Origin of the sequence: Terasakiella brassicae (genome assembly GCF_014641495.1) — a bacterium.
GTDB lineage: Bacteria > Pseudomonadota > Alphaproteobacteria > Rhodospirillales > Terasakiellaceae > Terasakiella > Terasakiella brassicae.
On record NZ_BMHV01000033.1, the window covers coordinates 1 to 25,283 of the forward strand.

24 protein-coding genes and 1 pseudogene are annotated in these 25,283 nt (G+C 48.9%); 12 read left to right on the forward strand and 13 right to left on the reverse strand.

All coding sequences use genetic code 11. The annotated features are described in order from the left end of the window. Positions 1–103, forward strand: a pseudogene (locus IEW74_RS15605) (IS110 family transposase); the annotation flags it as partial. 31 nt (positions 104–134) lie between these two features. Here IEW74_RS15605 and purN read toward each other — a convergent pair. The 3 genes from purN to IEW74_RS15620 form a co-directional block, all read right to left on the reverse strand. Continuing rightward, positions 135–785, reverse strand: coding sequence for a phosphoribosylglycinamide formyltransferase (gene purN, locus IEW74_RS15610; RefSeq protein WP_188666860.1), 651 nt, complete (start codon positions 783–785; stop codon positions 135–137). After that, on the reverse strand, positions 773–1,840 hold the full coding sequence (gene purM / locus IEW74_RS15615; protein WP_188666862.1) for a phosphoribosylformylglycinamidine cyclo-ligase: 1,068 nt from the start codon (positions 1,838–1,840) through the stop codon (positions 773–775). Before purM ends, purN begins: the two co-directional genes overlap by 13 nt. Before the next feature lie 121 nt (positions 1,841–1,961). Further along, a complete protein-coding gene (locus IEW74_RS15620) occupies positions 1,962–2,144 on the reverse strand; it encodes a hypothetical protein (RefSeq protein WP_188666864.1) in 183 nt (60 codons plus the stop codon). A 190-nt stretch (positions 2,145–2,334) separates the two neighbouring features. On the opposite strand from IEW74_RS15620, the gene IEW74_RS15625 reads away from it, so the two are divergent. The 4 genes from IEW74_RS15625 to IEW74_RS15640 are packed head-to-tail and all read left to right on the forward strand — an operon-like array spanning position 2,335 to position 5,790. Then, positions 2,335–3,480: a DUF2066 domain-containing protein gene (locus IEW74_RS15625; RefSeq protein WP_188666866.1), complete on the forward strand. Its 1,146-nt coding sequence runs from the start codon at positions 2,335–2,337 to the stop codon at positions 3,478–3,480. Then, positions 3,477–4,040 carry a CDP-alcohol phosphatidyltransferase family protein gene (locus tag IEW74_RS15630; protein ID WP_229734389.1) on the forward strand — a complete coding sequence of 188 codons (564 nt, stop codon included), beginning with the start codon at positions 3,477–3,479 and terminating at the stop codon, positions 4,038–4,040. The genes IEW74_RS15625 and IEW74_RS15630 overlap by 4 nt, the downstream gene beginning before the upstream one ends. A 1-nt stretch (position 4,041) precedes the next feature. Beyond that, the gene (locus IEW74_RS15635; RefSeq protein WP_188666868.1) at positions 4,042–5,106 is read left to right on the forward strand and encodes an AI-2E family transporter; all 1,065 of its coding nucleotides are present in this window, start codon (positions 4,042–4,044) and stop codon (positions 5,104–5,106) included. A gap of 18 nt (positions 5,107–5,124) precedes the next feature. Beyond that, positions 5,125–5,790 carry an HdaA/DnaA family protein gene (locus IEW74_RS15640; protein WP_229734390.1) on the forward strand — a complete coding sequence of 222 codons (666 nt, stop codon included), beginning with the start codon at positions 5,125–5,127 and terminating at the stop codon, positions 5,788–5,790. Here the strand turns inward: IEW74_RS15640 and IEW74_RS15645 are convergent. The 4 genes from IEW74_RS15645 to IEW74_RS15660 form a co-directional block, all read right to left on the reverse strand. After that, positions 5,747–6,043, reverse strand: a complete 297-nt coding sequence (locus IEW74_RS15645; protein ID WP_188666870.1) for a hypothetical protein — start codon at positions 6,041–6,043, stop codon at positions 5,747–5,749. The genes IEW74_RS15640 and IEW74_RS15645 overlap by 44 nt on opposite strands. An 83-nt stretch (positions 6,044–6,126) precedes the next feature. Then, positions 6,127–7,950, reverse strand: coding sequence for an aspartate--tRNA ligase (gene aspS, locus IEW74_RS15650; RefSeq protein ID WP_188666872.1), 1,824 nt, complete (start codon positions 7,948–7,950; stop codon positions 6,127–6,129). Positions 7,951–8,065: 115 nt separating this feature from the next. After that, complete coding sequence (locus IEW74_RS15655) at positions 8,066–8,824, reverse strand: substrate-binding periplasmic protein (RefSeq protein ID WP_188666874.1); 759 nt, start codon at positions 8,822–8,824, stop codon at positions 8,066–8,068. Position 8,825: 1 nt separating this feature from the next. After that, the gene (locus IEW74_RS15660) at positions 8,826–9,434 is read right to left on the reverse strand and encodes a response regulator transcription factor (RefSeq protein WP_188666876.1); all 609 of its coding nucleotides are present in this window, start codon (positions 9,432–9,434) and stop codon (positions 8,826–8,828) included. A gap of 233 nt (positions 9,435–9,667) precedes the next feature. Between IEW74_RS15660 and IEW74_RS15665 the strand changes: the two genes are divergently transcribed. The 3 genes from IEW74_RS15665 to IEW74_RS15675 are packed head-to-tail and all read left to right on the forward strand — an operon-like array spanning position 9,668 to position 12,139. Then, positions 9,668–9,961, forward strand: a complete 294-nt coding sequence (locus IEW74_RS15665) for a DUF2849 domain-containing protein (protein ID WP_188666878.1) — start codon at positions 9,668–9,670, stop codon at positions 9,959–9,961. A gap of 17 nt (positions 9,962–9,978) precedes the next feature. Beyond that, complete coding sequence (locus IEW74_RS15670) at positions 9,979–11,637, forward strand: nitrite/sulfite reductase (protein WP_188666880.1); 1,659 nt, start codon at positions 9,979–9,981, stop codon at positions 11,635–11,637. Further along, positions 11,624–12,139 carry a DUF934 domain-containing protein gene (locus IEW74_RS15675; RefSeq protein WP_188666881.1) on the forward strand — a complete coding sequence of 172 codons (516 nt, stop codon included), beginning with the start codon at positions 11,624–11,626 and terminating at the stop codon, positions 12,137–12,139. Before IEW74_RS15670 ends, IEW74_RS15675 begins: the two co-directional genes overlap by 14 nt. Positions 12,140–12,343: 204 nt before the next feature. Here the strand turns inward: IEW74_RS15675 and IEW74_RS15680 are convergent, their stop codons facing one another. The 5 genes from IEW74_RS15680 to IEW74_RS15700 form a co-directional block, all read right to left on the reverse strand. Further along, positions 12,344–13,744, reverse strand: coding sequence for a TRAP transporter large permease (locus IEW74_RS15680; protein ID WP_188666882.1), 1,401 nt, complete (start codon positions 13,742–13,744; stop codon positions 12,344–12,346). After that, positions 13,744–14,385, reverse strand: coding sequence for a TRAP transporter small permease (locus tag IEW74_RS15685; protein WP_188666883.1), 642 nt, complete (start codon positions 14,383–14,385; stop codon positions 13,744–13,746). Before IEW74_RS15685 ends, IEW74_RS15680 begins: the two co-directional genes overlap by 1 nt. Positions 14,386–14,486: 101 nt before the next feature. Beyond that, on the reverse strand, positions 14,487–15,473 hold the full coding sequence (locus IEW74_RS15690; RefSeq protein WP_188666884.1) for a TRAP transporter substrate-binding protein: 987 nt from the start codon (positions 15,471–15,473) through the stop codon (positions 14,487–14,489). 418 nt (positions 15,474–15,891) lie between these two features. After that, positions 15,892–17,247: a sigma-54-dependent transcriptional regulator gene (locus IEW74_RS15695; RefSeq protein WP_188666885.1), complete on the reverse strand. Its 1,356-nt coding sequence runs from the start codon at positions 17,245–17,247 to the stop codon at positions 15,892–15,894. Then, entirely contained in the window at positions 17,240–19,165 is a 1,926-nt protein-coding gene (locus IEW74_RS15700; RefSeq protein WP_188666887.1) for a sensor histidine kinase, read from the reverse strand. The genes IEW74_RS15695 and IEW74_RS15700 overlap by 8 nt, the downstream gene beginning before the upstream one ends. A gap of 164 nt (positions 19,166–19,329) precedes the next feature. Between IEW74_RS15700 and IEW74_RS15705 the strand changes: the two genes are divergently transcribed. Next, complete coding sequence (locus tag IEW74_RS15705) at positions 19,330–20,280, forward strand: mitochondrial fission ELM1 family protein (RefSeq protein WP_188666888.1); 951 nt, start codon at positions 19,330–19,332, stop codon at positions 20,278–20,280. Here the strand turns inward: IEW74_RS15705 and IEW74_RS15710 are convergent. Beyond that, a complete protein-coding gene (locus IEW74_RS15710) occupies positions 20,277–21,689 on the reverse strand; it encodes an FAD-binding oxidoreductase (RefSeq protein ID WP_188666890.1) in 1,413 nt (470 codons plus the stop codon). The two genes, IEW74_RS15705 and IEW74_RS15710, sit on opposite strands and share 4 nt — an antisense overlap. A gap of 163 nt (positions 21,690–21,852) precedes the next feature. Between IEW74_RS15710 and gatC the strand changes: the two genes are divergently transcribed. Genes gatC through gatB form a run of 3 tightly spaced genes read left to right on the forward strand, consistent with a single transcriptional unit; the run spans position 21,853 to position 25,087 of the window. Next, positions 21,853–22,143, forward strand: coding sequence for an Asp-tRNA(Asn)/Glu-tRNA(Gln) amidotransferase subunit GatC (gatC, locus tag IEW74_RS15715; protein WP_188666892.1), 291 nt, complete (start codon positions 21,853–21,855; stop codon positions 22,141–22,143). Positions 22,144–22,145: 2 nt separating this feature from the next. Then, positions 22,146–23,624, forward strand: coding sequence for an Asp-tRNA(Asn)/Glu-tRNA(Gln) amidotransferase subunit GatA (gene gatA, locus IEW74_RS15720; protein WP_188666894.1), 1,479 nt, complete (start codon positions 22,146–22,148; stop codon positions 23,622–23,624). A gap of 5 nt (positions 23,625–23,629) precedes the next feature. Further along, positions 23,630–25,087 (forward strand): Asp-tRNA(Asn)/Glu-tRNA(Gln) amidotransferase subunit GatB, encoded by a 1,458-nt coding sequence (gatB, locus tag IEW74_RS15725; protein ID WP_188666897.1) that lies wholly within the window; start codon positions 23,630–23,632, stop codon positions 25,085–25,087. The last annotated feature ends 196 nt before the right edge of the window (positions 25,088–25,283 follow it).

Below are 25,283 nucleotides of genomic sequence, written 5' to 3' on the forward strand. Positions count from 1 at the left end.
AGGAAAACCGGGAAAAGTGGCAGTCGTCGCCGTCATCAGAAAGATGATCGGTATTTTAAATGCAAGAATGAGACAACATTATGCAGCGGCGCTTGACAATTAACACCGCTGCTTTTTTATTCGTGATTTTTTAATCAGGCTGATGGATTAATCGAGGCTGTGTCCAGATTTTCCACACCGTTATAGATAACCTTTTCACCGGAAACGCGCACCTTGCGTTCCGCGATTAGTTTCAGGGCCAGTGGGTAAATTCGATGTTCCTGTTCCAGTACGCGTGCGCCAAGATCGTCTGCACTGTCACCGGGCAGGACCGGAACGGCGGCTTGGACGATGATGGGGCCTTCGTCCATTGCCGGGCGAACATAATGAACGGTCGCCCCATGAAATTTGACACCGGCTTCAATGGCGCGTTCATGGGTATGTAACCCTTTGAACGAAGGCAGCAAAGCCGGGTGAATATTGATCAAACGATCCCGCCATTTTTGCACAAAACCATCGGTCAGCAGACGCATGAAACCGGCAAGACAGATGAGATCGACTTTGTCGCTATCTAGAACCTGATGCAGGGCCTCTTCAAATGCCTCGCGACCATTGTATTTTTTGTGGTCAATCACCGTGGTTTTGATGTCGGCCTGTTTTGCCCGTTCCAAACCATATGCGCTTTCTACATTTGAAATCACACGGGCGATTTCTGCCGGGGCATCGTCTTTCGCACACATGTCAATCAGGGCTTGTAGGTTGCTGCCACTGCCCGAGATTAAAACGGCGACTTTTAGCTTTGCCATGTCTCGATACCGCTGATGTTGACACGTTCACCTGAATCACGTTTGACGACTTTGCCGATTGTTGTCACGCGTTCACCGTCGTCTTGCAGGATCTTGGTTAAAGCGTCTGCTTTATCCGCATCTACAATAACGCACATGCCGATACCGCAGTTAAAAGTACGGGCCAGTTCATGGTTTGCAATGCCGCCAGCCTCAGCCAGCCAAGAGAAAACAGCAGGTAGGTTCCAGCTGGATGCATCAATATCCACGCCCAGACCATCAGGCAAAACGCGCGGGATATTTTCAACCAGACCACCACCTGTGATATGGGCCAGTGCGTTTACACCACCGGATTTAATGGCAGCAAGTGTGCTTTTGACATAAATTTTTGTGGGATCGAGCAAAGCTTCGGCGAGGCTGCGATCACTATCAAACGGGGCAGGGGCGGTATAATCCAGTCCGGCTGCCTCAACCACGCGGCGCACCAATGAGAAACCGTTGGAATGTAAACCGTTGGAAGCAAGGCCGAGAACCACGTCGCCTTCTTTTACATTTGCACCGGTCAGTTCTTGACCGCGTTCAACCGCACCAACACAGAACCCGGCCAGATCGTAATCGCCTTCGCTGTACATACCCGGCATTTCAGCCGTTTCGCCACCGATCAGGGCGGCACCTGCTTGAATACAGCCTTCTGCAATGCCTTTGATGATATCGCGCCCGGCAGAAACATCAAGTTTGCCTGTCGCGTAATAATCAAGGAACAGCAGCGGTTCAGCGCCTTGAACAACCAGATCGTTGACGCACATGGCAACAAGGTCGATTCCAACCGTATCGTGTTTGTCAGCAAGAATGGCGACTTTTAATTTTGTGCCGACACCGTCTGTGCCAGAAACAAGGATAGGGTCCTGATAGCCCGCAGCCCGCAAATCAAAGAAAGCACCGAAACCGCCCAATCCGTCCATGACGCCTGCACGTTTGGTAGATTTTGCCAGCGGTTTGATCTCATCGACCAAATCGTTACCCGCATCGATATCGACACCTGCATCTTTATAGGTGAGACCCTTTTGATCAGCCATGACCCAACCTTCACTAAATCCATATGAAAAGAGCGTCCAACATACACGATGTTGAACGCCCCGAACATACTGAATTACAGCCAGTTTGCAATGAAGAAAACGAGAATTCTTCGTGATTTCTTTAATTGCAGCGTTGTACGGGTTGCATGCCGTTAAGGGCCGCACCGATATTATGCCAGATACCCGAAGTTTCAGGGTCAATGCAACGGTTCAAATGGTAATGACATTCTTCGATGGCTTTTTGGTGGCCGAATTCGTTGACGAGGTATTCTGCAATCTCTTTTGGGCTTACACTCATTCTCATGGAATTAACTCCTTAAAACATGATGGGGGGATGCCTCGGCAGTGTTTTTTATATCAGGAGCACTTTAATGCTGCATTGCAATATTGCTATTGTGCGGTGCAAATATCAAGTTTTAAATTGTTAAAAATAAATGTCAAAGCGGGTTAAGCTGCCATTTTCTTGCATCCAGACTGAAAACAGGGCAAAACAAATGCGAAGAAATTTCCATCAAGGGGCGGTTATGATTGAAAAAATGCGCACGATTATTCTGTTTGGCTTGTGGGTGGGGCTATTTGTCCTCAAGATGGGGACAGCCCAAGCCGACGATGTCTTTGAAGTCAGCGGCGTTTATGTGGATGTCACGGCCAAGAATGTGACCTTGGCCCGCCAGGAAGCCATGCGCGAAGGCGAAGGTCGTGCGTTTGATATTTTGCTGAAGCGCCTGACCATGAAGGCGGACCGCGATTTGTTGCCGTGGGTGGAACCCAGCCAGCGCGCACAATATATTCGTGATTTCAGCGTGAATGGCGAAAAATCTTCATCCGTGCGTTATTTGGCAACTTACACGTATCATTTCAAAGCCGATGCCATTCGAAATCTTCTGAAGGCCCGGGGTATTCCTTTTGCGGAAACTATCAGCAAACCGGTGTTGATCCTGCCCCTGTTTGAAGATGGAACGCGTTTATCCTTGTGGGAGAACCCAAACCCGTGGCGTGATGTCTGGAGCAATCAGCAAACACAGAACGGTCTTGTTCCCCTCGCGTTGCCTTTAGGGGATTTAGCCGATATTTCCGGGGTGAGTGCTGAACAGGCATTGGCCGGGGATCGTGATGCCTTAATGACAATGGCGCAACGATATGAAGTCCCAAGCGTTGTGATTGCACATTTATCGGTAACGGGGCGTGATAGCGAAGGCCTGCCCAATAGTGTCGATTTGATTGTGAACCGGATTGGGTCCGCTTATGAAGGGCGTTCGACCCTATTGGGCTTGGCGGCACAAGAAGGGGAGAGCGCGAATGCGTTTCTGACCCGCCTTGCCGAAGACGTTTCCGGCATGGTTCAGGAAAGCTGGAAACGCGATAATTTATTACAGTTCGGGCAAATGGATGTTTTACCTGTCAATCTGGCGATCAAGGGATTGCCCGAATGGTTGACTGTAAAGGAACGTCTGGAAAAGGTTGCCGTTGTGCATCGTGTCGAATTGGCTTTGCTGGCGCGTGATACCGTACAAATCAATTTACATTTTATTGGTAAACTGGATCAATTGATCGGTTCCTTGCGTCAGGTTGATTTGGATTTAACTCTGAATGGCGAAAGCTGGTCGCTTTTGAATTTGGGTGAGGGGAACCGTTCGTGAGCCGCCAAGTCTGGCTGAATATACCGAATATCATTACCTTAGGGCGCGTATTTGCGGTGCCTTTTATGGTCTGGCTTGTCTTGGAACACGAGATCAAAACAGCGTTCTGGCTGTTTATTATTGCCGGGATCAGTGATGGTGTGGACGGCTATCTCGCCAAGGTTATGAAAGCGCAAAGTACAATAGGGGCCTATCTGGATCCAATTGCAGATAAATTGCTGTTGGTCAGTGCCTTCGTTATTTTGGGGGTTCAGGACCTTTTGCCGCTTTGGCTGGTGATTATGGTTGTGTTTCGTGATGTTGCCATTGTGATCGGGGCGGCTCTGATTGAACTTCTGACACGAAATTTACAAGTGTCGCCGAATTTTAGCTCCAAGGTCAATACCACGGTTCAAATTGCGCTGGTGGCGGCTGTTTTGGGAATTAATGGCTTAGAGATCGAAGGCGGTATATTTCTGGTTGATGGACTTGTTTATACAACAGCCTTGACGACGATCTTATCCGGGCTGATATATTTATATCAGTGGGGTCGAACCATTTCACAGGCAAACGGGGGATGATATGAACGCATCAAAACAGCTTCGGATCTGGGGGATCAGTTTATTAACCTTCATCCTGTTGCTTTACATCCTCAGTGACGTTTTAACACCGTTTGTGGCCGGCATGGCCGTTGCCTATTTTGTGGATCCACTGGCAGACCGTTTGGAAGAATGGGGACTGTCGCGTTTAGTGGCAACCAGTGTCATTACGGTTTGCTTTTTTATTCTGACAATCGGTATTTTATCGACCTTGCTTCCGGTTTTGGCTACGCAGGTAATCGGGTTTGCCAGTCGGGTTCCTGAATATATGGATTATGTACGAAATTTGGCAGAACCGCTGATTAAAGAGATTTTTGCAGGCGTCAGCGAAAGTGATCTCAAGGAATTGGGTACAACAATTGCCAGCTTTGCAAAACAGGGCCTGGGCATGTTGGGGCAGGTTCTCAAGCAGGTCATCAGTGGCGGTGTGGCGCTGGTTGACATCGTCTCTATTCTGGTTTTGACCCCGTTGGTGACCTTTTATCTGCTGCGCGATTGGGATGTGATGGTGGCCCGCATTGATAATTGGCTGCCGCGCAAGCATGCCGATATTATCCGCGACCAGTTTCGCCTTGTTGATCAGACGTTGGCGGGCTTTGTGCGCGGGCAGGCCAGCGTGTGTTTAATCCTTGGTATTTTTTATGCTGCGGGTCTTTCTGTTCTTGGATTGGAATTTGGCCTTCTGGTCGGGCTGGGCGCTGGCTTAATCTCGTTTATTCCGTATTTCGGTTCCATATTGGGGCTGGGGGTCTCGATTGCAATTGCCTTGGTCCAGTTTGATAATTGGATGGACATTGCGATGGTTGGCGGTGTTTTTGCGATTGGGCAAATCATTGAAGGCAACTTTTTAACGCCTAAACTGGTTGGTGAAAAAGTGGGATTGCATCCGGTGTGGGTCATCTTTGCTTTGATGGCTGGCGGATCGCTTGCCGGTTTTACCGGGGTGATGTTGGCGGTTCCGGTGGCGGCTGTAATCGGCGTGCTGGTGCGTTTTGGGCTTGCCCAATATATGAAAAGTGCGCTTTATACAGGCGACATGTCGAAATAAACAAACAGACGGTAAATTGTGTCCAGTTCGCCCCAGCTTCCTTTGGAATTTGATTATCGCCCCTCTATGTCGGGGGAAGATTTTCTGGTGAGTGCCTCAAATGCGCAGGCGGTCGCATGGCTGGACCGCTGGCCGGATTGGCCTGCTCCCTTTGTTGTGATCTATGGCGAAGCCGGTTGCGGAAAAACCCATCTGGCAGAGGTTTTCAGGCAAGCCACAGGGGCAATTAATGCAAAACTGTCACTGGACCCTTATGAGGTGATGCAGGGGGCAAAAACCGGGGTTCTGGAAGATGTGGATCAATGGGTTGAAGATCATCAACAGGCGTTGTTCCATCTTTATAATTACGCGAAAGAAAATGAGGCTACCCTATTATTGACGGCAAAAAAGCCGCCAAACGCATGGGGGATTACCTTACCCGATCTTAAATCCCGTTTGGGGGCGGTACCGGTGGTGGAAATCGGGCAGCCGGACGATGCGCTGATGGAAGCGGTACTGGTCAAATTATTTAGTGACCGACAGGTCAAGGTGGAACGCGACGTGATTGCCTATATGTTGACGCGTATGGAACGTTCCTTTGCCCAAGCCCGCGAACTGGTTCAGGAAATTGACCGTTTTGCCTTATCTGAAAAACGACCGATTACTGTACCGTTGGTTCGTTCGGTTTTGCAGCGACGAGCTTAGTTTTATCTTCCGTTACTTCCGGTGGGGACGGTTTTTTCTCTTTTTGGCAAATTTCTTGGTCCTGTAGGCTGCGCAACAGCTTGCAATCTTTTTGTGTAAGCGCTGATAAGCCATGATCGGTCAATGTTTTATCGGTGGTGATGTATGAAATGCCATCCAGCGCAAGGCTGAGAATTTGCAGGGCAGGCGGGGCGGCACAACCTGAAAGGATAAATATCAGGCTGATTAAGATAAGCGGGGATTTACTCGGCATGGTTTTCTTTTTATTGGCATGAAAAAACGCGGCCTTCCCATTATTGGGAGCCGCGTTTTTTCATTTGGTTTTATAAGAGCTGATTATTCAGCTTTTTTTTCAGCTTCGCTGGTTTTTTCGACCTTCACTTTTTCTTTGGGAAGGTTCAACTTGATGTGCAGTTCACGAAGTTGTTCGACGGAAACTTCGCTCGGGGCTTGCATCAGCAGGTCTTCGGCACGTTGGTTCATGGGGAAGGCGATAACCTCACGAATGTTTGGTTCATCAGCCAGCAGCATGACCATACGGTCGATCCCCGGTGCGCAACCACCGTGGGGCGGGGCGCCAAATTTGAATGCGCGCAGCATGCCGCCGAATTCTTTTTCCACGACTTCGGCTTCATAACCGGCCAAACCGAAGGCTTTGTACATGATTTCCGGTTTATGGTTACGAATGGCACCTGATGATAATTCGATCCCGTTACAAACGATATCGTACTGCCATGCCAGAATATCCAGTGGTTCCTGACTTTCCAGAGCTTCCATACCGCCTTGAGGCATGGAGAACGGGTTGTGGGAGAAATCGATCTTGCCGGTATCTTCGTTCAACTCGTACATTGGGAAGTCAACAACCCAGCAGAATTTGAATTTATTTTGTTCCAGCAGGTCCAGTTCGTCACATACGCGGGTACGAACAATACCGGCAAAGCTGGCGGCATCCTGTTCATTCCCACATGCAAAGAACACGGCATCGCCATTACCCAGACCGCAGGTTTCCAAAATGGATTTAACGCGGTCGTCATCCAGATTTTTCGCAATCGGGCCTTTGCCGTTGCCATCTTCGTCAATCGCGATGTAGCCCAGACCACCTTTGCCTTCGTCACGTGCCCAGTTATTGAGCTTGTCGAAGAAGCTGCGCGGACGGGACGCTGCACCCGGTGCCGGAATGGCGCGCACAACGTTACCTGCCGCGACCAGTTTGGCAAACAGGCCGAAACCTGAATCGCGGAAGGCTTCGGTCACATCAGCGATGAGGATCGGGTTACGTAAGTCCGGTTTGTCGCAGCCGTATTTCAGCATGGACTCTTTGTAAGGAATGCGCGGGAAAGGCAGCGGTGTGACATCGCGACCATTGCCGAACTTGGTGAAGATTTCATGCATGACGGGTTCGATGGCTGCAAATACGTCTTCTTGTGTCGCATAAGCCATTTCGAAGTCGAGCTGGTAGAATTCGCCCGGTGAACGGTCTGCACGTGCGTCTTCATCACGGAAGCAGGGGGCGATTTGGAAATAACGGTCAAAACCGGAGACCATCAACAATTGTTTGAACTGTTGCGGGGCTTGCGGCAGGGCATAAAATTTGCCGGGATGGTTACGTGCCGGTACCAGATAATCACGCGCGCCTTCCGGGGAAGAGGCGGTCAGGATCGGTGTTTGAATTTCCATGAAATCCTGAGCCGTCATCAATCGGCGGATTTCAGAAATAACGTTGGAACGTAGCTTGATGTTGTTGTGCAGTTGTTCGCGGCGCAAATCAAGGAAACGGTGACGCAAGCGAATTTCTTCCCCGGCTTCTTCGTTGCCAGCGACTTGCATGGGCAGAACGGCACAAGCCGATTCAAGGACCACTTCGTCCATATAAATTTCAATTTCACCTGTGGGCATTTCCGGGTTAACGGTTTCAGCCGTACGTTTTACGACTTTGCCTGTCACGGTGAGAACGCTTTCAACACGCGCTTCTTCTGCGATTTTGAAGAGGTCGGAAGAAATATCAATGACGCACTGGGTCATACCGTAGTGGTCGCGCAAATCGATAAACAGCAGGTTGCCGTGATCGCGTTTGGAATGGATCCAGCCGGAAAGGCGGACAACGTCACCTGCGTTTTCTGCGCGCAGCTCATTACATTTATGTGTGCGATAGGGATGCATCTTTCGCTCGTCTCTTTTCTTGAATTCCAAGGAAGGTCTAATATCGTCCAATCAGACAGCGTGAAATGGCATTTAAGAGGGGGGTGTGTCAAGTGATATGGTAAGAAAACGGCGATTATTTATATCTGTCATGGATGGCCTGGTAGGTTCCATCCGCTTGCATTGTGGCCAGTGCTTTATTGAAGCGCGTGATCAGGTCTTTTATGCCGGGGCGCGCTTTGCTGAAACAGATGTGATATTGCTTGCTGCGAATGGGAATGATTTTGATCAGGCGGGACAGTTGCAAGTGTTGTAGTGTATATTCGCCAAACTCCCGGGTCGTCAGGAAAATATGGATACGTCCGGCAAACAGTTTTTTTAAGGCGGCGCTGTCGTCCGGGGAAGTGTCGTAAGACAACCCATACTGATCCAGCAGTTTCAATTGACGATATCCGGCAACGCCGCCAATTTTCAAGTTTGGATATTTGGTCAAATCTTCAATAGAAAAAATCGGGTAATTTTTGAAATTATGATCCGCATTCAGAAATAAAGCATCCGTTGCCGTGCTGATTGGATTGGACATAAGGAAAATTTGCCGGGGGCTGCAAGTGAGAATACCGCTGACAGCACCCTGTTCAGTCGCGGCAAGGGCGCGCCGCCAGGGAACGATCTTAATGTCCAGCGGTTGGCCCATCCGTCGAAACGCTTCGCGTGCAACCTCGACATCAAAACCACGGAGTTCAGAATCACTCTCTTCAATGACATAAGGCGGGAAGTGAATGGTCAGCAGGACCGTTTTATCTGTCTCGATGTGTTGACCTGCCTTAACATGCTCCGCAAGGGCGCTTGTGCTGAAAAGCAACAAGGCACAGAGCAAGGTCAAGAGATAGCGCATATTACATCCCGATTGCGATGGCTTTACGAACCAGATCAGGCAAGTTGGCCGAGTCCATTTTACGCATGACGGTTGCGCGGTAGATTTCAACTGTACGTGGGCTGATGTCCAAAGATTGTGCGGCTTCTTTGTTGGAGGCACCCTTGACGATCAAGGTCATAACTTCGCGTTCACGCGGGGTTAATTCCGCAACGGTCTTTTTAATAAAATCAGTTTCTTCGGCGCTGGGTAATTTTGTTTGGGGCGTATTAATCACACGGGAAATACAGTTGATGAGTTCTTCAGGCTGGACGGGTTTTTGAATGAAATCAACCGCACCGGCCTGCATGGCTTTTACCGCCATCGGTACTTCGGCATGGGCTGTCAGAAAAATAATGGGCAGGGCAAACTTCATTTCATTGAGTTTGGCTTGAAGTTCCAGCCCATCCATTTCCGGCATATTGACATCCAGAACGACACAACCAGTGGGATTTACGTTTTCTACCTGCGACAGAAAAGATCGGGCAGAGGAAAAAGCAATTACCTGCCGTTCATCCGTTGTCATTGCAGTTTCGAGATAATCCAGCAAGTCTTGATCATCATCGATAAGATATACGTAAATGGGCTGCACGAAACTTCCGTCCTTCGTATTGTTCCTTAAGGGTATGGTTGTAGGTTCTAATAAAATGGCTTTGGAATCAAGGGGGATGTTTTCTAAACGATAAGTTGACATTAAAACACAAAAAAAATGTATATATAAAATAAATAACAAAAAATATTGACTAATTAATAAAATGCGCTCATATAGTTTACAAAGCTGTGGTATAGCATGGCAGGAAACAAGATAAACTGAGGCTTTTGATTATGTCCCTACAAGTCATTACAGCGAACCGCCTGGATAATGGGCTTGCTGTTTTTTATAACGCCAGCGGAGAATGGCATACCAACATCAATCAGGCGACAACACTGGATGATGTTGAAAAAGGGGAGACTTTGCTCAAGCAGGCCTCCAGTTCCAAGAATCAGTTGGTTGTCGTCGGTCCTTACTTGATTGAAGTTGAGGAAGGCGAAGGTGGTTTGATCCCCGTGCGTTACCGTGAAATGATTCGAACCAAGGGACCGTCGGTTCGTCCCGACCTTGGTTATCAGGCGCAGTAAATCTAGGAATAACGATAATGTATAAGTATGACGATTACGATCAGCAACTGGTGGACGAGCGCGTTGCGCAGTTTCGCGATCAGGTCAACCGCCGCCTGAGTGGCGAACTGAGTGAAGAAGAATTTCGTCCGTTGCGCCTGATGAACGGCGTTTACTTGCAACTGCATGCCTATATGCTGCGTGTTGCCATTCCGTATGGGACATTCAACAGCACACAATTGCGCCAGTTTGCCTATGTTGCGCGGAATTATGATAAAGGGTACGGGCATTTTACGACACGTCAGAATATCCAGTTCAACTGGCCCAAACTTGTCGACATTCCCGATATTTTGAATGATCTGTCAAAAGTCCAGATGCATGCTATTCAAACCAGTGGCAACTGTATTCGCAACACGACAACCGATCAATATGCCGGTGCCGCCTTTGATGAACTGGAAGACCCGCGTCCGTGGTGTGAATTGATCCGCCAATGGTCAACCATGCATCCTGAATTTACCTATTTGCCGCGCAAATTCAAGATGGCAGTGACCGGAGCATCCAGCGATCGCGCGGCTGTGGCTGTGCATGACATCGGCTTGCGCATTCGCCGGGACGACCAAGGGGAGCTTGGTTTTGAAGTTATGGTCGGCGGCGGTTTGGGCCGCACACCGATGGTTGGGAAAACCATTTGCGAGTTCTTGCCCAAAGAAGACCTGCTGTCTTATCTGGAAGCTATTTTGCGCGTTTATAATCAGTTCGGTCGTCGCGATAATAAATTTAAAGCCCGTGTGAAAATTCTGGTCCATGAAATCGGTGCGGAGACATTCGCCAATCTGGTGGAAAAAGAATGGGAACACATCCGTGATGGTGCCTTGCAAGTCTCCAGCGAGGAAATCGACAGCTTGCGCAGTTATTTCGCGCCGCCTGCGTTTGAAAAATTGCCGAGCTTAAGTGCGGAATTTGCAGAAAAAGTCGGCAGTGATCAGGAATTTGCTTATTGGGTACAAAACAATGTGCGTGAGCATAAGCAACAGGGCTATGCCATTGCCAATATTTCCCTGAAACCGATCGGCGGCATTCCCGGTGATATCTCGCATGTTCAAATGGATGCGTTGGCAGATATGGCAGACAAGTTCAGCTTCGGTGAAATCCGTTCCACGCATGAGCAAAACCTTGTTCTCGCCCATGTGAAACGTTCAGACCTTTATGCCTTGTGGCAGGGACTGAAGGAACAAGGTCTGGCAACGCCGAATTCGGGTTTAATCACCGATTTGATCGCTTGTCCGGGGCTGGATTACTGTGCACTGGCGAATTCACGTTCCATCCCGTTGGCCCAACGCATCAGTGAACGATTTGGAGAACTGGACCGTCAGCATGATATCGGTAAAATCCAGATTAAAATTTCCGGCTGTATCAATGCCTGTACCCACCACCATGTTGGTCATATCGGTATTTTAGGTGTCGATAAGAAAGGTCAGGAATTTTACCAGATCACCTTGGGCGGTCGTGCCGATGAACATGCCAAAATCGGTAAAATTCTGGGCGCAGGTTTTTCAACCGATGAAATCGTTGATGCGGTGGAAACGGTGATTAATACCTATTTGTCTTTGCGTGAAAACAGCGAAGAAACATTCCTTGATGCTTATAACCGTGTCGGTGACACGCCGTTTAAGGAGGCTCTCTATGGCGCTCGTTAAAAATAATTTGGTTATCGAAGACAAATGGACCTTTGTTCAGGATGATGATGACCTGCCAAATGGCGATATCATCGTTTCTTTGACCCGATGGAAGAATGATCGTGAAACGCTTCTCAAACGCAGTGATGCCTTGGGGATTGTTTTGAAAAGTGACGAAAACCCGGATCAGATTGTTGATGATCTCGCGTTCTTTCAGGTGATTGCGTTGACTTTCCCGGCCTTTACCGATGGTCGGGCATACAGTTATGCCCGTCTGTTGCGTGAACGTTATGGGTTTGACGGTGAAATTCGCGCCGTTGGCGATGTTCTGCGGGATCAGGTCTTTTTGATGCATCGTTGCGGCTTTGATGCCTTTGATATCAAAGCAGGCGACAATAAAGCCCTGGCCATTTGGCTGGATGCACAAAAGGAAATGACCACCTTTTACCAACCAACGGGTGATGGACGAAAAACCGTGCGGTCCTTGCGCGATCGTCGCAGGCTCGCCAAAGCGGCCTCATAACGTAAGAAAGCCCCCCGGTTAATGGGGGCGGCCCGGTAGACAGAAGACAAAGGCCTCGCATTGGCGGGGCCTTTGTGGTTCAAGATATATAAAATAATGATATTCCTGTAAAAACAACAAACCCCGCCAAAATGACGGGGCTTGTCTGGAATATTGGGCCGCTATCAAAGTGGCCCAAGGGAGACTCCGATGTCGAAGAGAGTCTTATTTGTATCCCTGAAGTTGATCGAAGAACTCCGGCAGGAAGAGTGAAATCTGCGGGATGTAAGTGATCAGGATCAGGAAGAGGAGCAGCAAGGACAGCCACGGTAAGGCCGCTTTGACCGCCCAGCCGATAGAATGGCCCGTAATCCCTGCGGTCACGAACAGGTTCAGTCCAACAGGCGGTGTAATCATACCGATCTCCATGTTGACAACCATGATGATACCGAGATGGATCGGATCGATTCCCAATTGTGTGGCGATGGGGAACAGGATCGGCGCCATGATGAGGATAATGGCACTGGGTTCCATGAAGTTACCGGCAGCCAGCAACAACAGGTTGACCACGATCAGGAAGCCCCACCACGGCAAGCCCCAACCCACGATATATTCAGCAATATGGTGCGGAATACGTTCTGTGGTCAGCACGTGTGCGAACAACATGGCATTGGCGATGATGAACAGCAGCATGATGGAAACTTTGGTTGCATCAACCAGTACTTTACGTACATCCGGGTCATTGATGCATTTCGGTAGCGCAACAATGGATTGCATGATTGCGCGTCCAGCAAGCACAACCCCGTTTTCACCTTCATTCTTCCATGCTTTTTCTTTCAAGGGTCCCATGTCGCGATAGACGAAGACGGAAACGAAGAACGCATATACAGCAGAGACGGCGGCGGCTTCTGTTGGCGAGGCAATCCCGCCGTAAATAGAGCCCAGAACGATGACGATCAACATAATCCCGCCCATCGCACTGATCATTGAATTGAACAATTCTTTGATACCGGGGAAGGGTTGTGACGGCAGGTTCATCACGCGGGCTGCAATGTAAATGGCAACCATCAAAATCAGGCCCATCATGATACCGGGAACAAAACCGGCCATGAACATTTTAGAGGCCGAGACTTCTGTTGCGGCAGAATACACTAACATCACGATTGACGGCGGGATCAGGATACCCAAGGTCCCGGCGTTGGCAATAACACCTGCGCCGAATTTTTCGGGATAACCGGATTTGACCATCCCCGCGATGACGATGGAACCAATGGCAGCAACGGTTGCAGGGCTGGAACCGGAAACGGCGGCAAACAACATGCAGGCCAAAACGGATGCCATTGCCAAACCGCCTTTAATATGACCGACGACGGCAACGGCAAAACGGATCAAACGTTTGGCAACGCCCCCGGTGGAGAGGAAGGCAGAAGACAGAATAAAGAACGGGATTGCCAGCAGGGTGTAATGTTCGGACAGAGCTTCAAACAGCTTCAATGCAATGGAAGCCAAAGAGTCATCGGAGAACAACAAAATCGTACTGACAGAGGACAAACCCAGCGCAATTGCGATCGGCATGCCTAAAAACATACAGCCAAACAGAGTGACGAAAAGGAATGCAATGGTCATTATTTAGTCTCCTCGTCATCATCATGCATTTTAACTTCGGTGCTGACACCGGCTTCTTCGAGTGCTTCTTTCGCTTCGTCAGCCATATGCATTTCCATCCATTCACCTGTAATGAGTTTTTTCAAGACATCTAAAAAGCGGATTGTTAGCAAAATAAAGCCAATTAAAAGAGGGCCGTGGGCAAACCACATGGGAAGAAGAGGGTCTTCTTCATCAATTTTGAAAACATCCCACATCATATGTTCGGGGATGAGAGCTTTTAAAATGCCGGGGGTGGGGGTATCTTCCATCGCCAAGCCGATGCTGTACACTTTTTCAAGATAAATCCAGCCACCGTACATAATTAAACCGCAATAAAGCAGGCAAAGCAGAACGGCTACAATACTGACAATGCGTTTGACTTCCGGTGTGAGAAGGCGAACGACCGCATCAACCCCGATGTGTGCCCCCACTTTGACACCATAGGAAATACCGAAGAGAACAAACCAGGCAGACGTATGCAAGGTGACTTCCTGTACCCAGTGAATGCCGGTGTTAAAGCCGAAACGCAGGACAACTTCGACAAATACGAGAAGGGTCATGGTCACAAGCAAAAAGCTTAGAACCCCTTCTTCCAAATTGCGTGTTAATTTTGCAACCATCACAATGCCCTAAAATAATTGTTTATGTTAATGGTAAAGGTAGTTAAGGAAACACCCCTCAAAAAACCGAAGCTTTCTGAGGGGTGTTTTTAGCAGACAGCTTAGTTATTGGCTGCGATTGCAGCGTCGAGGAGGTCTTTACCGACATCACCTTCGAATTTTGCCCATACAGGCTTCATAGCTTCAACCCACTGCTGACGTTCAGCGTCAGTCAGGTCGATCACTGTGGAGCGACCGGATTCTTCAATTGCTTTACGGTCATTAATGTCTTTTTCAGCCGCAATTTTGTTACCGAATGCGATGGATTCATCCATAGCTTTTTTCACTTCAGCGCGAATGTCGTCCGGCAGGCCATCCCAGAATTCAGCAGACGTTACAACCAGATAGTCCAGAAGACCGTGGTCAGAGGCTGTGATATATTCCTGAACTTCAAAGAATTTTTTGGAATAGATGTTGGACCATGTGTTTTCCTGACCGTCGATTGCTTTGGTTTGCAGAAGGGTAAATACTTCAGAGAACGGTTTTTTCAACGGAACAGCATTTACGGCTTCGAACTGAGCAGACAGAACGTCAGAAGGCATGATGCGGAATTTCAGGCCATTCGCATCGGCGGGAACACGCAAGGGTTTGGAAGCGGAGATTTGTTTCATACCATTGTGCAGATAGCCCAGACCAACGATACCTTTGCGTTTCATAGAACCCAACAGTTTTTGACCAGCTTCACTCTGCTGGAATTTTTCAGCAGCTTCCATGTTTTTAAACAGGAACGGCAGATCGAAAAGTTGCACTTTCTTTGTGTATTTTTTGAATTTAGACAAAGAAGGTGCAGCGATTTGAACATCGCCCAACAACATTGCTTCAAGAACTTTGTTATCACCATAGAGCTGTGAACTCGGGTAAACCTCGACTGTTACTTTGCCACCCAGACGTTCTGCAACCAGATCGCGGAATTTGTTGGCCATTTGACCTTTCGGTGTGTTTTCTGCAACAACGTGAGAAAACTTGATTACGATCGGCTCTGCTGCTGTTGCAACAGTTGCCGTCATCATAGCGGCGGCAGCAAAAAGGCCGGCAGTAAGTTTACGCATAAGGAATATTCCTCCCAATTAATAAAAGAGTGAGGGCGGCGTGTCGTTTGTGGACTGAAAAACAGCCTTTTCGACGATACTCCCGTTGCCGCCCTCACCAGAGTTTCAAACTTTAAGCAAAGAAAGTACCCATAAGATTTCAAAATACAGGGCTGAATAGAAGGACGAAAATTGAGAAAACCCGCAAAAAATAAGGTGTGCAGCGCAGCAATCGATATTTTCTTACGTTTCTTACAAGCCTTGGATGGAATTCCGCCCATACATCAAAAGAGGGTGGCGGATTTCCGCCGATTCAATTGTTCGGTGAATGAACATCCGTGCAGTCATGCAAGAATCGCATGGCAGATTTACCAGATTCGCAAGAGTGGTAATACCGCTTTTTCTTGATTTTTTCTCACTTTAGGGGCAGGGGCCAACCTTATGCAAAGTCGGCACGATCAATTTCGTATTTTTTGAGTTTATCACTGAGTGTTTTGCGCGGAATGCCCAAAATTTCCATCGCATCTTTTATGCTGCCATTGGATTTTTCCAGGGCTTGCATGATAAGACCTTTTTCAAAGGCTTCGATTTTTTCCGGCAGACTTTGTTCATCACTGCTTGTGGATGACAAACGCATGGTTAAAGGATTTTGCCCACCGCTTAAGACATATCGTTCGGCGGCGTTTTTAAGTTCACGTACATTGCCGGGCCAGTTATGTTGCATCAGGGCTTGCAATTGCCCTTGTTTAATCTCATTGGCATCGCGCGACATGCGTTGGGCGGCTTCTTCCACAAAATGTTGGAACAGAACGGGGATATCTTCGCGCCAATCGCGTAAAGGCGGCGTTTCAATGACCACCACGCTGAGACGGTAATAAAGGTCTTCGCGAAAGTTTCCTTTTTCGACCTCATCCAATAAATTGGCTTTGGAAGCTGCAACAATACGTAAATTGAGCGGGATGACGGTGTTGGACCCTAATCGTTCGATGGAACGTTCCTGAAGGACACGTAGCAATTTAACCTGCATGGACATCGGCAGGGCTTCGATTTCATCTAAAAACAGGGTTCCGCCGGAGGAATATTCAATTTTACCGATACGGCGATTTGTTGTTCCGGGAAAGGCACCCGGTTCAAATCCAAACAATTCGCTTTCAAAAATACTATCGGGCATGGCACCACAATTGACCGCGACAAAATGTCCGTTGCAGCGACTGCTGTTGTCATGCAGGCAGCGCGCCACCATTTCTTTACCAGTACCGGTTTCCCCAACGACAAGGACATCGGTATCAGTATCTGAAATATTGGCAATCAGGTTGCGCAGATATTCAATAGGGCGGGATTTTCCCAAAAAGTTGGACGAAACACCGCTTTGTTTTTTGAGTTTTTCGCGCAGCGCGCGGTTTTCACGCAGGAGCGACAGTTTTTCCATTGCGCGTCCGGCGACATCGTTGAGCAAGTCGGAAGGAAACGGTTTTTCAATGAAATCATAGGCCCCATCGCGCATGGCCTGTACGGCCATTGTTACATCGCCATGTCCGGTGATCAGGATAATCGGTAGGTTCCTATCGATTTTATGGGCCGCTTCCATAAAGGCAAGGCCGTCCATATTCGGCATTTTAATGTCGGAAATGACAATGCCGGGCCAACCTTGTTGAATTTGTTTCAGGGCATCTTCGGCTGTCTCCAGACAGACCACATCAAAACCGGCCAATTCCAGTGTTTGTTTTGCTGAAAGACGAATATGCAATTCGTCATCTACAAAAAGGACGGGACCTTTATATTGATAATCAACCATGTGCGGCCTGTAACAGTTCTATGGTAAAGACGGCACCGCCGTCCGGGTGATTGTGCGCTTTAAGGACGCCACCGAAATCCTGAATGATTCGTGATGAAATGGAAAGCCCCAATCCGAGTCCTTTTCCAACTTCTTTTGTGGTGAAGAAGGGGTCGAAAATGCGTTCCAGATCTGAATCTTCAAATCCGGGACCGTTATCGCGAATGTGAATGGCCATACGGGTTCCTTGGGCTTGGGCTGAAATCCATATGCAGGCCCCTGCTTTATCGGCCAAGGCATCCAGTGCATTGCGCAGGATATTAAGTAGAACTTGTTCCAGACGGATGGCTTCGCCCAAAACGCTGATGGATGGATCTTTAATGTTGTTGATGATTTGGGTGTTTTCAAACTTGGAACTGCTTTCCAGCAATGTCAGCGTATCAGCCATGACTTTAACAAGGCTGATGGGTTCTTTCTGTGAAGGGGTTTTGCGTGAGAAGACTTTGAGCTGTCCCGAAATTTTTCCCAGTCGTGCGCATAATTGCGAAATTTGAACGAGATTGGAATCGACATCGTCCAAGCGGTCGCGTTTCAGCAAGACACTGGCGTTGTCGGCATAACTACGAATGGCGGTCAGCGGTTGGTTCATCTCATGGGTGATCCCGGCCGCCATTTGCCCGAGGGCGGCCAATTTCCCGGCCTGTACCAATTCATCCTGGGCACGATGCAGGTCGTCTTCTGCCTTATGACGTTCCTGAATTTCTTCTTCCAGACGTTTGTTGGCCTCACTCAGGGCTTTGGTGCGCCGTTCGACACGGTGTTCCAGTTCGATTGCAGCATTTTCCAGTGTTTGGCGGTGGCGTTCCTGATATTCGAGACGATGATTAATCATATTGCGCCGTTGCAGCATATAAAGAAAACTGAGAATAGCGATTAACCAGGCAAAGGCGGCAATGATCAGGGTGTTGATGACGTCATTGCGCAAGGTGGCTTCGCGGAAAATATAATGGACCGTCCAGTCTGTTCCCAAAACGGGGCGCGATCGCATGTAGATATCTTCCCATTTGCTTGCATCTTTGCCATTGGTCAAGGGGTGGCGGATGGCAATGCGTTTGGTGTTGTCATCGATAATGCGTTCGCGCCCTGTTTCAATAGGAACCAATTGTGCATCTGAATATTGCCGGGAATTGATCAGGCTTTGTCGTAAATCGGGGCTGAGTTTTTCCAGCGTTCGAAAACGCCATTCGTCCCGTCCCGAAATAATAACAACGCCATTGCGGTCTGTTACGATGACTTCTTCTTTTGCGCGGGCCCATGCCTCTTCCAGTCGGGCAACGCTGACTTTTACAACGACGACGCCATCAATTTTATCGCCGTCTCCGATGGGGTAGGACAGGTAATAACCGGGAATGTTGGATGTTGTCCCCAAGGCAAAGTAATGTCCCGTGTGCCCTTGCATGGCGTTTTTGAAATAGGGACGGAAACGAAAGTTTTTCCCGACAAAACTGTTTTCCTCGTCCCAGTTGCTGGCGGCAACGGTATTGCCCTGTGTCGTCATAACATAAACGGCTGAAACTTCGGCAATTTGTTCAATGGCGCTGAGGTGACGATTTGCCCGATCAATGCGAAAATCCAGCATTTCGCCTTCGAATAAGGATTTTAAAATAGGGTCACGTGCGAGAATAACAGGCAGATATTCGTATTTTTCCAATTCGCTGACGATGTTGGACGAATAAAGCTGCATACGGGAGTCGAGCTTACGCCGTAAATCGTTCAGGCTGTTGGTATGGGTCCATTGCGCCAAAGCCCATAACGTGAGGGGCATGGCGATAGAAATAAGAATGACCAACAAAATCTTGATGGATCGGTTTTGTAATAGGTCATCATCTTTGTCATTGAATTCGGTTGAAGCCGTGAATTCAAAAGAGGTATCGCTCATTGCGTTTTATAAAAGCCAAATTGTCCCATTTCATGCAGCATAGGCAATTGTTGTGCACTAGTCAAAGCCTTGCAATAAATGGAATGAATTGCAAAACGGTTCATGTCAGGATAACAAAGGGTAGATAGAAAAACGGGCCAGAGTTAATGAATTCAAGGACGAGCATGAAAACGATATGGGTGTTGCTGGATGATCGGGCAGGCAACGTAAACCAGTGTCTTGGCGTTGCCGAAGCTTTGGGTCTGTCCTTTATCCGCAAGGATATTACCTATAATGCGTTGGCAAAACTTCCCAATTTTTTACTGGGGGCAAGCTTGTGCGGTCTGTCGGTCGAAAGCCGTTGTGCTTTAAATGCACCTTGGCCTGATTTGGTGATTGCAGCCGGACGTCGGACAGCTCCGATTGCGCGTTATATAAAAAGGAAAAGTCAGGGCAAAAGCAAACTTGTCCAAATTATGCATCCCGGTTCAGCCGGGGCGGCGGATTTTGATTTGATTTGTGTACCCGCCCATGATTTGCACGGCACTTTGCAAGAAAATGAAATGACAATCTTTGGCGCCCCCCACCGTGTGACAGCCGAAAAATTGGTACAGGCGTCATCGGATTGGGCGGATCGTTTTGTGACGCTTTCATCGCCACGGATCGGTTTAATTGTGGGGGGGGCAACAAAAAATCGGGGTTTTTCAGCTGAAATGGCGCGTGATTTGGGGCGTGCCGTTAATAATATGGCGCAAGAAAAAGGGGCGAGTGTACTGGTGACAACATCGCGTCGAACCGGAGCTGCTGCGAGTTCACTTCTGAGTGAAATAACGGTGCCGTCCTTTCAGTACAAATGGGGGGATGAGGGTGATAACCCTTATTTCGGGATTCTAGCCTGCTCTGATCTATTGATTGTGACAGGCGATAGCGTGTCCATGTGTTCGGAATGTTGCGGCACCGGGAAACCTGTCTATATTTACGCCCCGCCAGGAATGATTTCTGACAAGCATATGCGTATGGTAAATGCATTGATCGAAAATCAATATGCCCTCCCTTTTGGGGAGGAAACCCCTCTGGCACAAACACACACATTAAATGCGGCGGCTGATATTGCCGCACGTATCAAACAGCTTTAGATTTTGACCACCTTGCCGGGGTTCATAATATTATTTGGATCGAAGGCACGTTTGATGAGACGCATGCTGTCCAGTTCAACTCCACCTCGAAAGCGGTCCATTTCGTTGATCTTTAGCTGACCGACCCCATGTTCGGCGCTGAATGATCCCTCATATTTTTCAGCCATTTCATGGACGATTTCGTTAAGGGCTTCCCAGTTGGTCAGGAAGGCAGCTTTTTCCATTGTTTCAGGTTGAGAGATGTTGAAATGGATATTGCCGTCCCCGACATGACCAAAGGCGCAAATACGACTGCCGGGAACAACATTGCAAACCGCATGGGATGTTTCAGCCAGAAAATCTGGGATATGGGAAACCGGGACGGAAATATCATGTTTCACTGAACCACCTTCGCGTTTTTGGGCCTCCGACATGCTTTCACGCAAGGCCCATATTTTTTCAGCCTGCATTAAATCCTGTGCGACAACCGCGTTTTGGATATAGCCGCGATCAAACAAGGGGTGTAGAGCCTCTTCCAATTCGGTTTGCAGGTTTGTATTCGGGCGGGAGGTCGAAATTTCAAGAACACCATACCATTGATAAGCGATGGCAAACGGGTCTGTTGTTCCTGTGATATGTTTCAAGACCAAATCCAGACCAAAACGCGGCATCATTTCAAAGGCACAAAGCTGTTCGCCAAAATAGTCCCGCATATAGGCAAAGACATCCATCAAATGCCCCGGACTTTCGCTGGCAACGAAGGCGCAGGCGCGGGCTTTTGGTTTGGGGAATAATTTCAAAACGGCCCCGGTAATAACGCCCAAGGTGCCTTCCGATCCGATAAATAGATGTTTTAAATCATATCCGGTGTTGTCTTTGCGCAACGCCCGTAAGCCATCCCAGATTTGCCCGTCCGGCAGCACAACTTCCAACCCGAGTGTCAAGTCGCGCATATTGCCATAACGTAAAACATGAATGCCGCCAGCATTGGTTGCAAGATTGCCGCCGATTTGACAACTGCCTTCTGCCGCAAGGGACAGCGGAAAATAAAGATCGGCCTTGTCTGCTGTTAATTGGACATTTTGCAAAATACATCCGGCATCAACGGTTATGGTTGCATTGAGGCCGTCTAATTGGCGAATTTTATTCAGGCGTGACAGGTTCAGTAAAATGCCGCCCTGCGGGACAGCCCCGCCGCAATGACCTGTGTTGCCGCCTTGGGGCACGACCGGGATATTTTCATCATTACAAATGGCAAGGACTTCTGCGACTTCCTGCGTGTTTTTGGGGCGGATCAAGATATCGCAATGCCCTTGAAAACGGTTACGGCTTTCTTGCAGGTAAGGGGCGATTTCACCTTGATTTGTGGTGAATCCTTTATCACCTACAATAGAGTGCAGGGTTTGCAGAAGGGCGGCAGACAGGGGCATCTGAAACTCGTTTTATTCGGCTCTGGAGGCAAGAAGCCCCGTTTCGTGACTTTCTTCTACACTACCCCTTGTTTTGCATGCTTTCCAGTGCTACTTTCCGCGCTTCAAACTTTCACTTTTTTTGTAAGCCCGCATTGGCGGGTCGATAAGGGACGAAATCGTCATGTCTGCATTAGACAAAGATACCGTCAAGAACATTGCTTTTCTGTCACGCATCGAAGTGGCCGATGAAAAGCTGGAGCCGCTGGCTCAAGACTTGACCAAAATCCTTGATTGGGTTGAACAACTTTCAGAAGTTGACACCGACGGCGTAGAGCCGATGACATCCGTAGCTGCACAAACGCTGCACTGGCGACAGGACGAGGTTACAAGCGGCGACCAGCCGGACTTGGTTCTCAAAAATGCACCGGATCAGACCGATCATTGTTATCTCGTTCCCAAGGTGGTGGAATAAACATGACGAAATTGACAAACTTAACACTGGCAGAGGCCCGCGACGGCCTGAAAGCCGGTGATTTCAGCGCGGTGGAGCTCACCAAAGCCCACATCGACGCGATGGAAAAACATAAAGACCTGAACGCCTTTATTACCGAAACACCGGAACTGGCACTGGAACAGGCACAAGCCAGCGATGCCAAGATTAAATCCGGTGATGCAGGTGCGATGGAAGGTCTGCCAATCGCTATGAAAGACCTGTTCTGTACCGAAGGGGTGCGCACAACAGCCGCATCACGCATTCTGGATAACTTCATTCCGCCCTATGAATCCACGGTTTCCGGTAATTTGAAAAAGGCCGGTGCCGTCATGTTGGGCAAAACCAACCTTGATGAATTTGCGATGGGGTCGGCCAACATCACGTCCAATTTTGGTGCGGTAAAGAACCCGTGGGGCGAAAATGTCGGTAAAGACCTTGTGCCCGGTGGGTCAAGCGGTGGGTCTGCCGCAGCGGTTGCGGGCGGTCTGGCCTTGGCGGCAACAGGCACCGACACAGGCGGTTCTATCCGTCAACCGGCGTCTTTTTCCGGTATTGTTGGATTAAAGCCGACATATGGTCGTTGTTCGCGCTGGGGCATTGTGGCCTTCGCATCCTCGCTGGATCAGGCTGGTCCGATGACCAAGACGGTTCGTGATGCGGCGATTATGCTGCAATCTATGGCGGGTTATGACGTGCATGATTCTACATCAGCCCGCGTTGATTTACCGAACTTTGAGGCCGCGCTCAGTGGTGATATCAAAGGTTTGAAAATCGGTATCCCGAAAGAATATAAAGTTGACGGCATGCCGCAGGAGATCTTGGAGCTTTGGAAAAAAGGCGAAGAGATGCTCAAAGATGCCGGTGGCGAAGTCGTTGACGTTTCCCTGCCGCATACAAAATATGCGCTGGCGACTTATTACATTGTTGCCCCGGCGGAAGCCTCTTCCAACCTCGCGCGTTATGATGGTGTGCGTTATGGCCACCGCGCAGAAGGGGAATTGAAAAGTCTCGATGACCTCTACATGAAAACCCGTGCACAGGGCTTTGGTGAAGAAGTTCAACGCCGCATTATGATCGGTACTTACGTTCTGTCTGCGGGCTATTACGATGCCTATTATGCCAAGGCACAGAAAATCCGCACCTTGATCGCGCAGGATTTTGAAAAAGCCTATGAACAGTGCGATGTGATCCTGACACCGACCTGCCCGTCCGAAGCATTCGGGATTGGGGAAAATGAAGACGATCCGGTAAAAATGTACCTGAACGATGTCTTTACCGTACCGACATCTTTGGCCGGCCTGCCGGGCATTTCGGTTCCGACAGGTTTGTCCGCCAGCGGTTTGCCGTTGGGGCTGCAACTGATCGGGCGTCCGTTTGATGAAGAAACCGTCCTGCGTACCGCAGATGTATTGGAAAAGGCCGCTGCATTCAGCGCCAAGCCTAAGATGTTGGAGGCGTAACTCACATGGCTTACATTATCAAAGGTGAAACAGGCGATTGGGAATTGGTGATCGGTCTGGAAGTCCATTGTCAGGTCATTTCCAACGCCAAGCTGTTTTCCGGTGCGTCCGCCACTTTCGGCGCAGAACCGAACCACAATGTCGCGTTTCTGGATGCGGGTATGCCGGGCATGTTGCCGGTCATTAACGAAAAATGTATTGAACAGGCCGTTCGTACGGGTCTGGGCCTGAAGGCGAAGATCAACGAATATTCTGTCTTTGCCCGTAAGAACTACTTCTATGCCGATCTGCCGCTGGGCTATCAAATTTCCCAGTTTGACAAACCGATTGTGGGCGAAGGCACCATGATTTTGGATTTGGAAGACGGCGCCACTAAAGAAGTCGGGATCGAACGCCTGCATATGGAAATCGATGCCGGGAAATCCCAGCATGATCAACATCCGACCAAGTCCCTGATCGACTTGAACCGGGCAGGGGTCTGCTTGATGGAAATCGTTTCCATGCCGGATATGACATCGCCGGAAGAAGCGGGTGCTTATTTGCGTAAACTGCGTTCTATCGTGCGTTATCTCGGGACCTGTGATGGCAACATGGACGAAGGTTCCATGCGCTGTGACGTAAACGTATCTGTACGCAAAGTGGGCGAAGAAGGCCTGCGGACCCGCACAGAAACCAAAAACGTCAACTCCGTTCGTTTCGTCATGCAGGCGATTGAAGCCGAAGCCGCCCGTCAGGTCGAAGTCTACGAAGAAGGTGGTGAGATCGTGCAGGAAACCCGCCTGTTTGACCCGAGTAAGGGTGAAACACGATCCATGCGTTCCAAAGAACACGCGCACGATTATCGTTATTTCCCGGACCCGGACCTGCTGCCGTTGGTTTTGCCGGAAGGCTTTGTGGAAAATATCCGCAAAACCCTGCCGGAATTGCCGGACGAGAAGAAAGACCGCTTCATTAACGAACTGGGCTTGTCCCCTTATGATGCTTCCGTTCTGGTCGCAGAAAAAGAAAAAGCCGATTATTTCGAAGAAGTGGCCAAGGGCCGCGATACCAAACTGGCGGCAAACTGGGTGATTACCAACCTGTTTGCAGTGCTGAACAAACAGGGCGTTTCGATCCAGAACAGCCCGGTCAGCGCAGCCAACCTTGGTAAACTGGTTGAATTGATCTCCAACGATACCATTTCAGGCCGGATTGCCAAAGATGTCTTCGAAATCATGGTGGAAACCGGCGGTGATCCCGAAAAGATCGTCGAAGAAAAAGGCCTCAAGCAAATCACCGATACCGGCGCGATTGAAGCGGCTATCGATGAGATTATGGCAGCCAATCAGGATAAAGTCGAAGAAATCCGTGGTGGTAAAGATAAAATGCTCGGCTGGTTTGTCGGTCAGGTGATGAAAGCCACCCAAGGCAAAGCTAACCCAGGTGTTGTGAACAAACTGCTCCGCGATAAAATCATGGGCTAAGCGTTTGTTAGACCGAATACCTAAATCAAAACGCCCTCAAGGAAACTTGGGGGCGTTTTTGTTACTGGTGTACTTTAATGCGGATACGGGATAAGGGATTTATTAAGTTATTGATTCACAAGTATAAGGTGATGGGAGTAGGCTATTTATAGCTACAAAAACGGCCTACAATGGAGGTATCCATGGTTCCCATCGA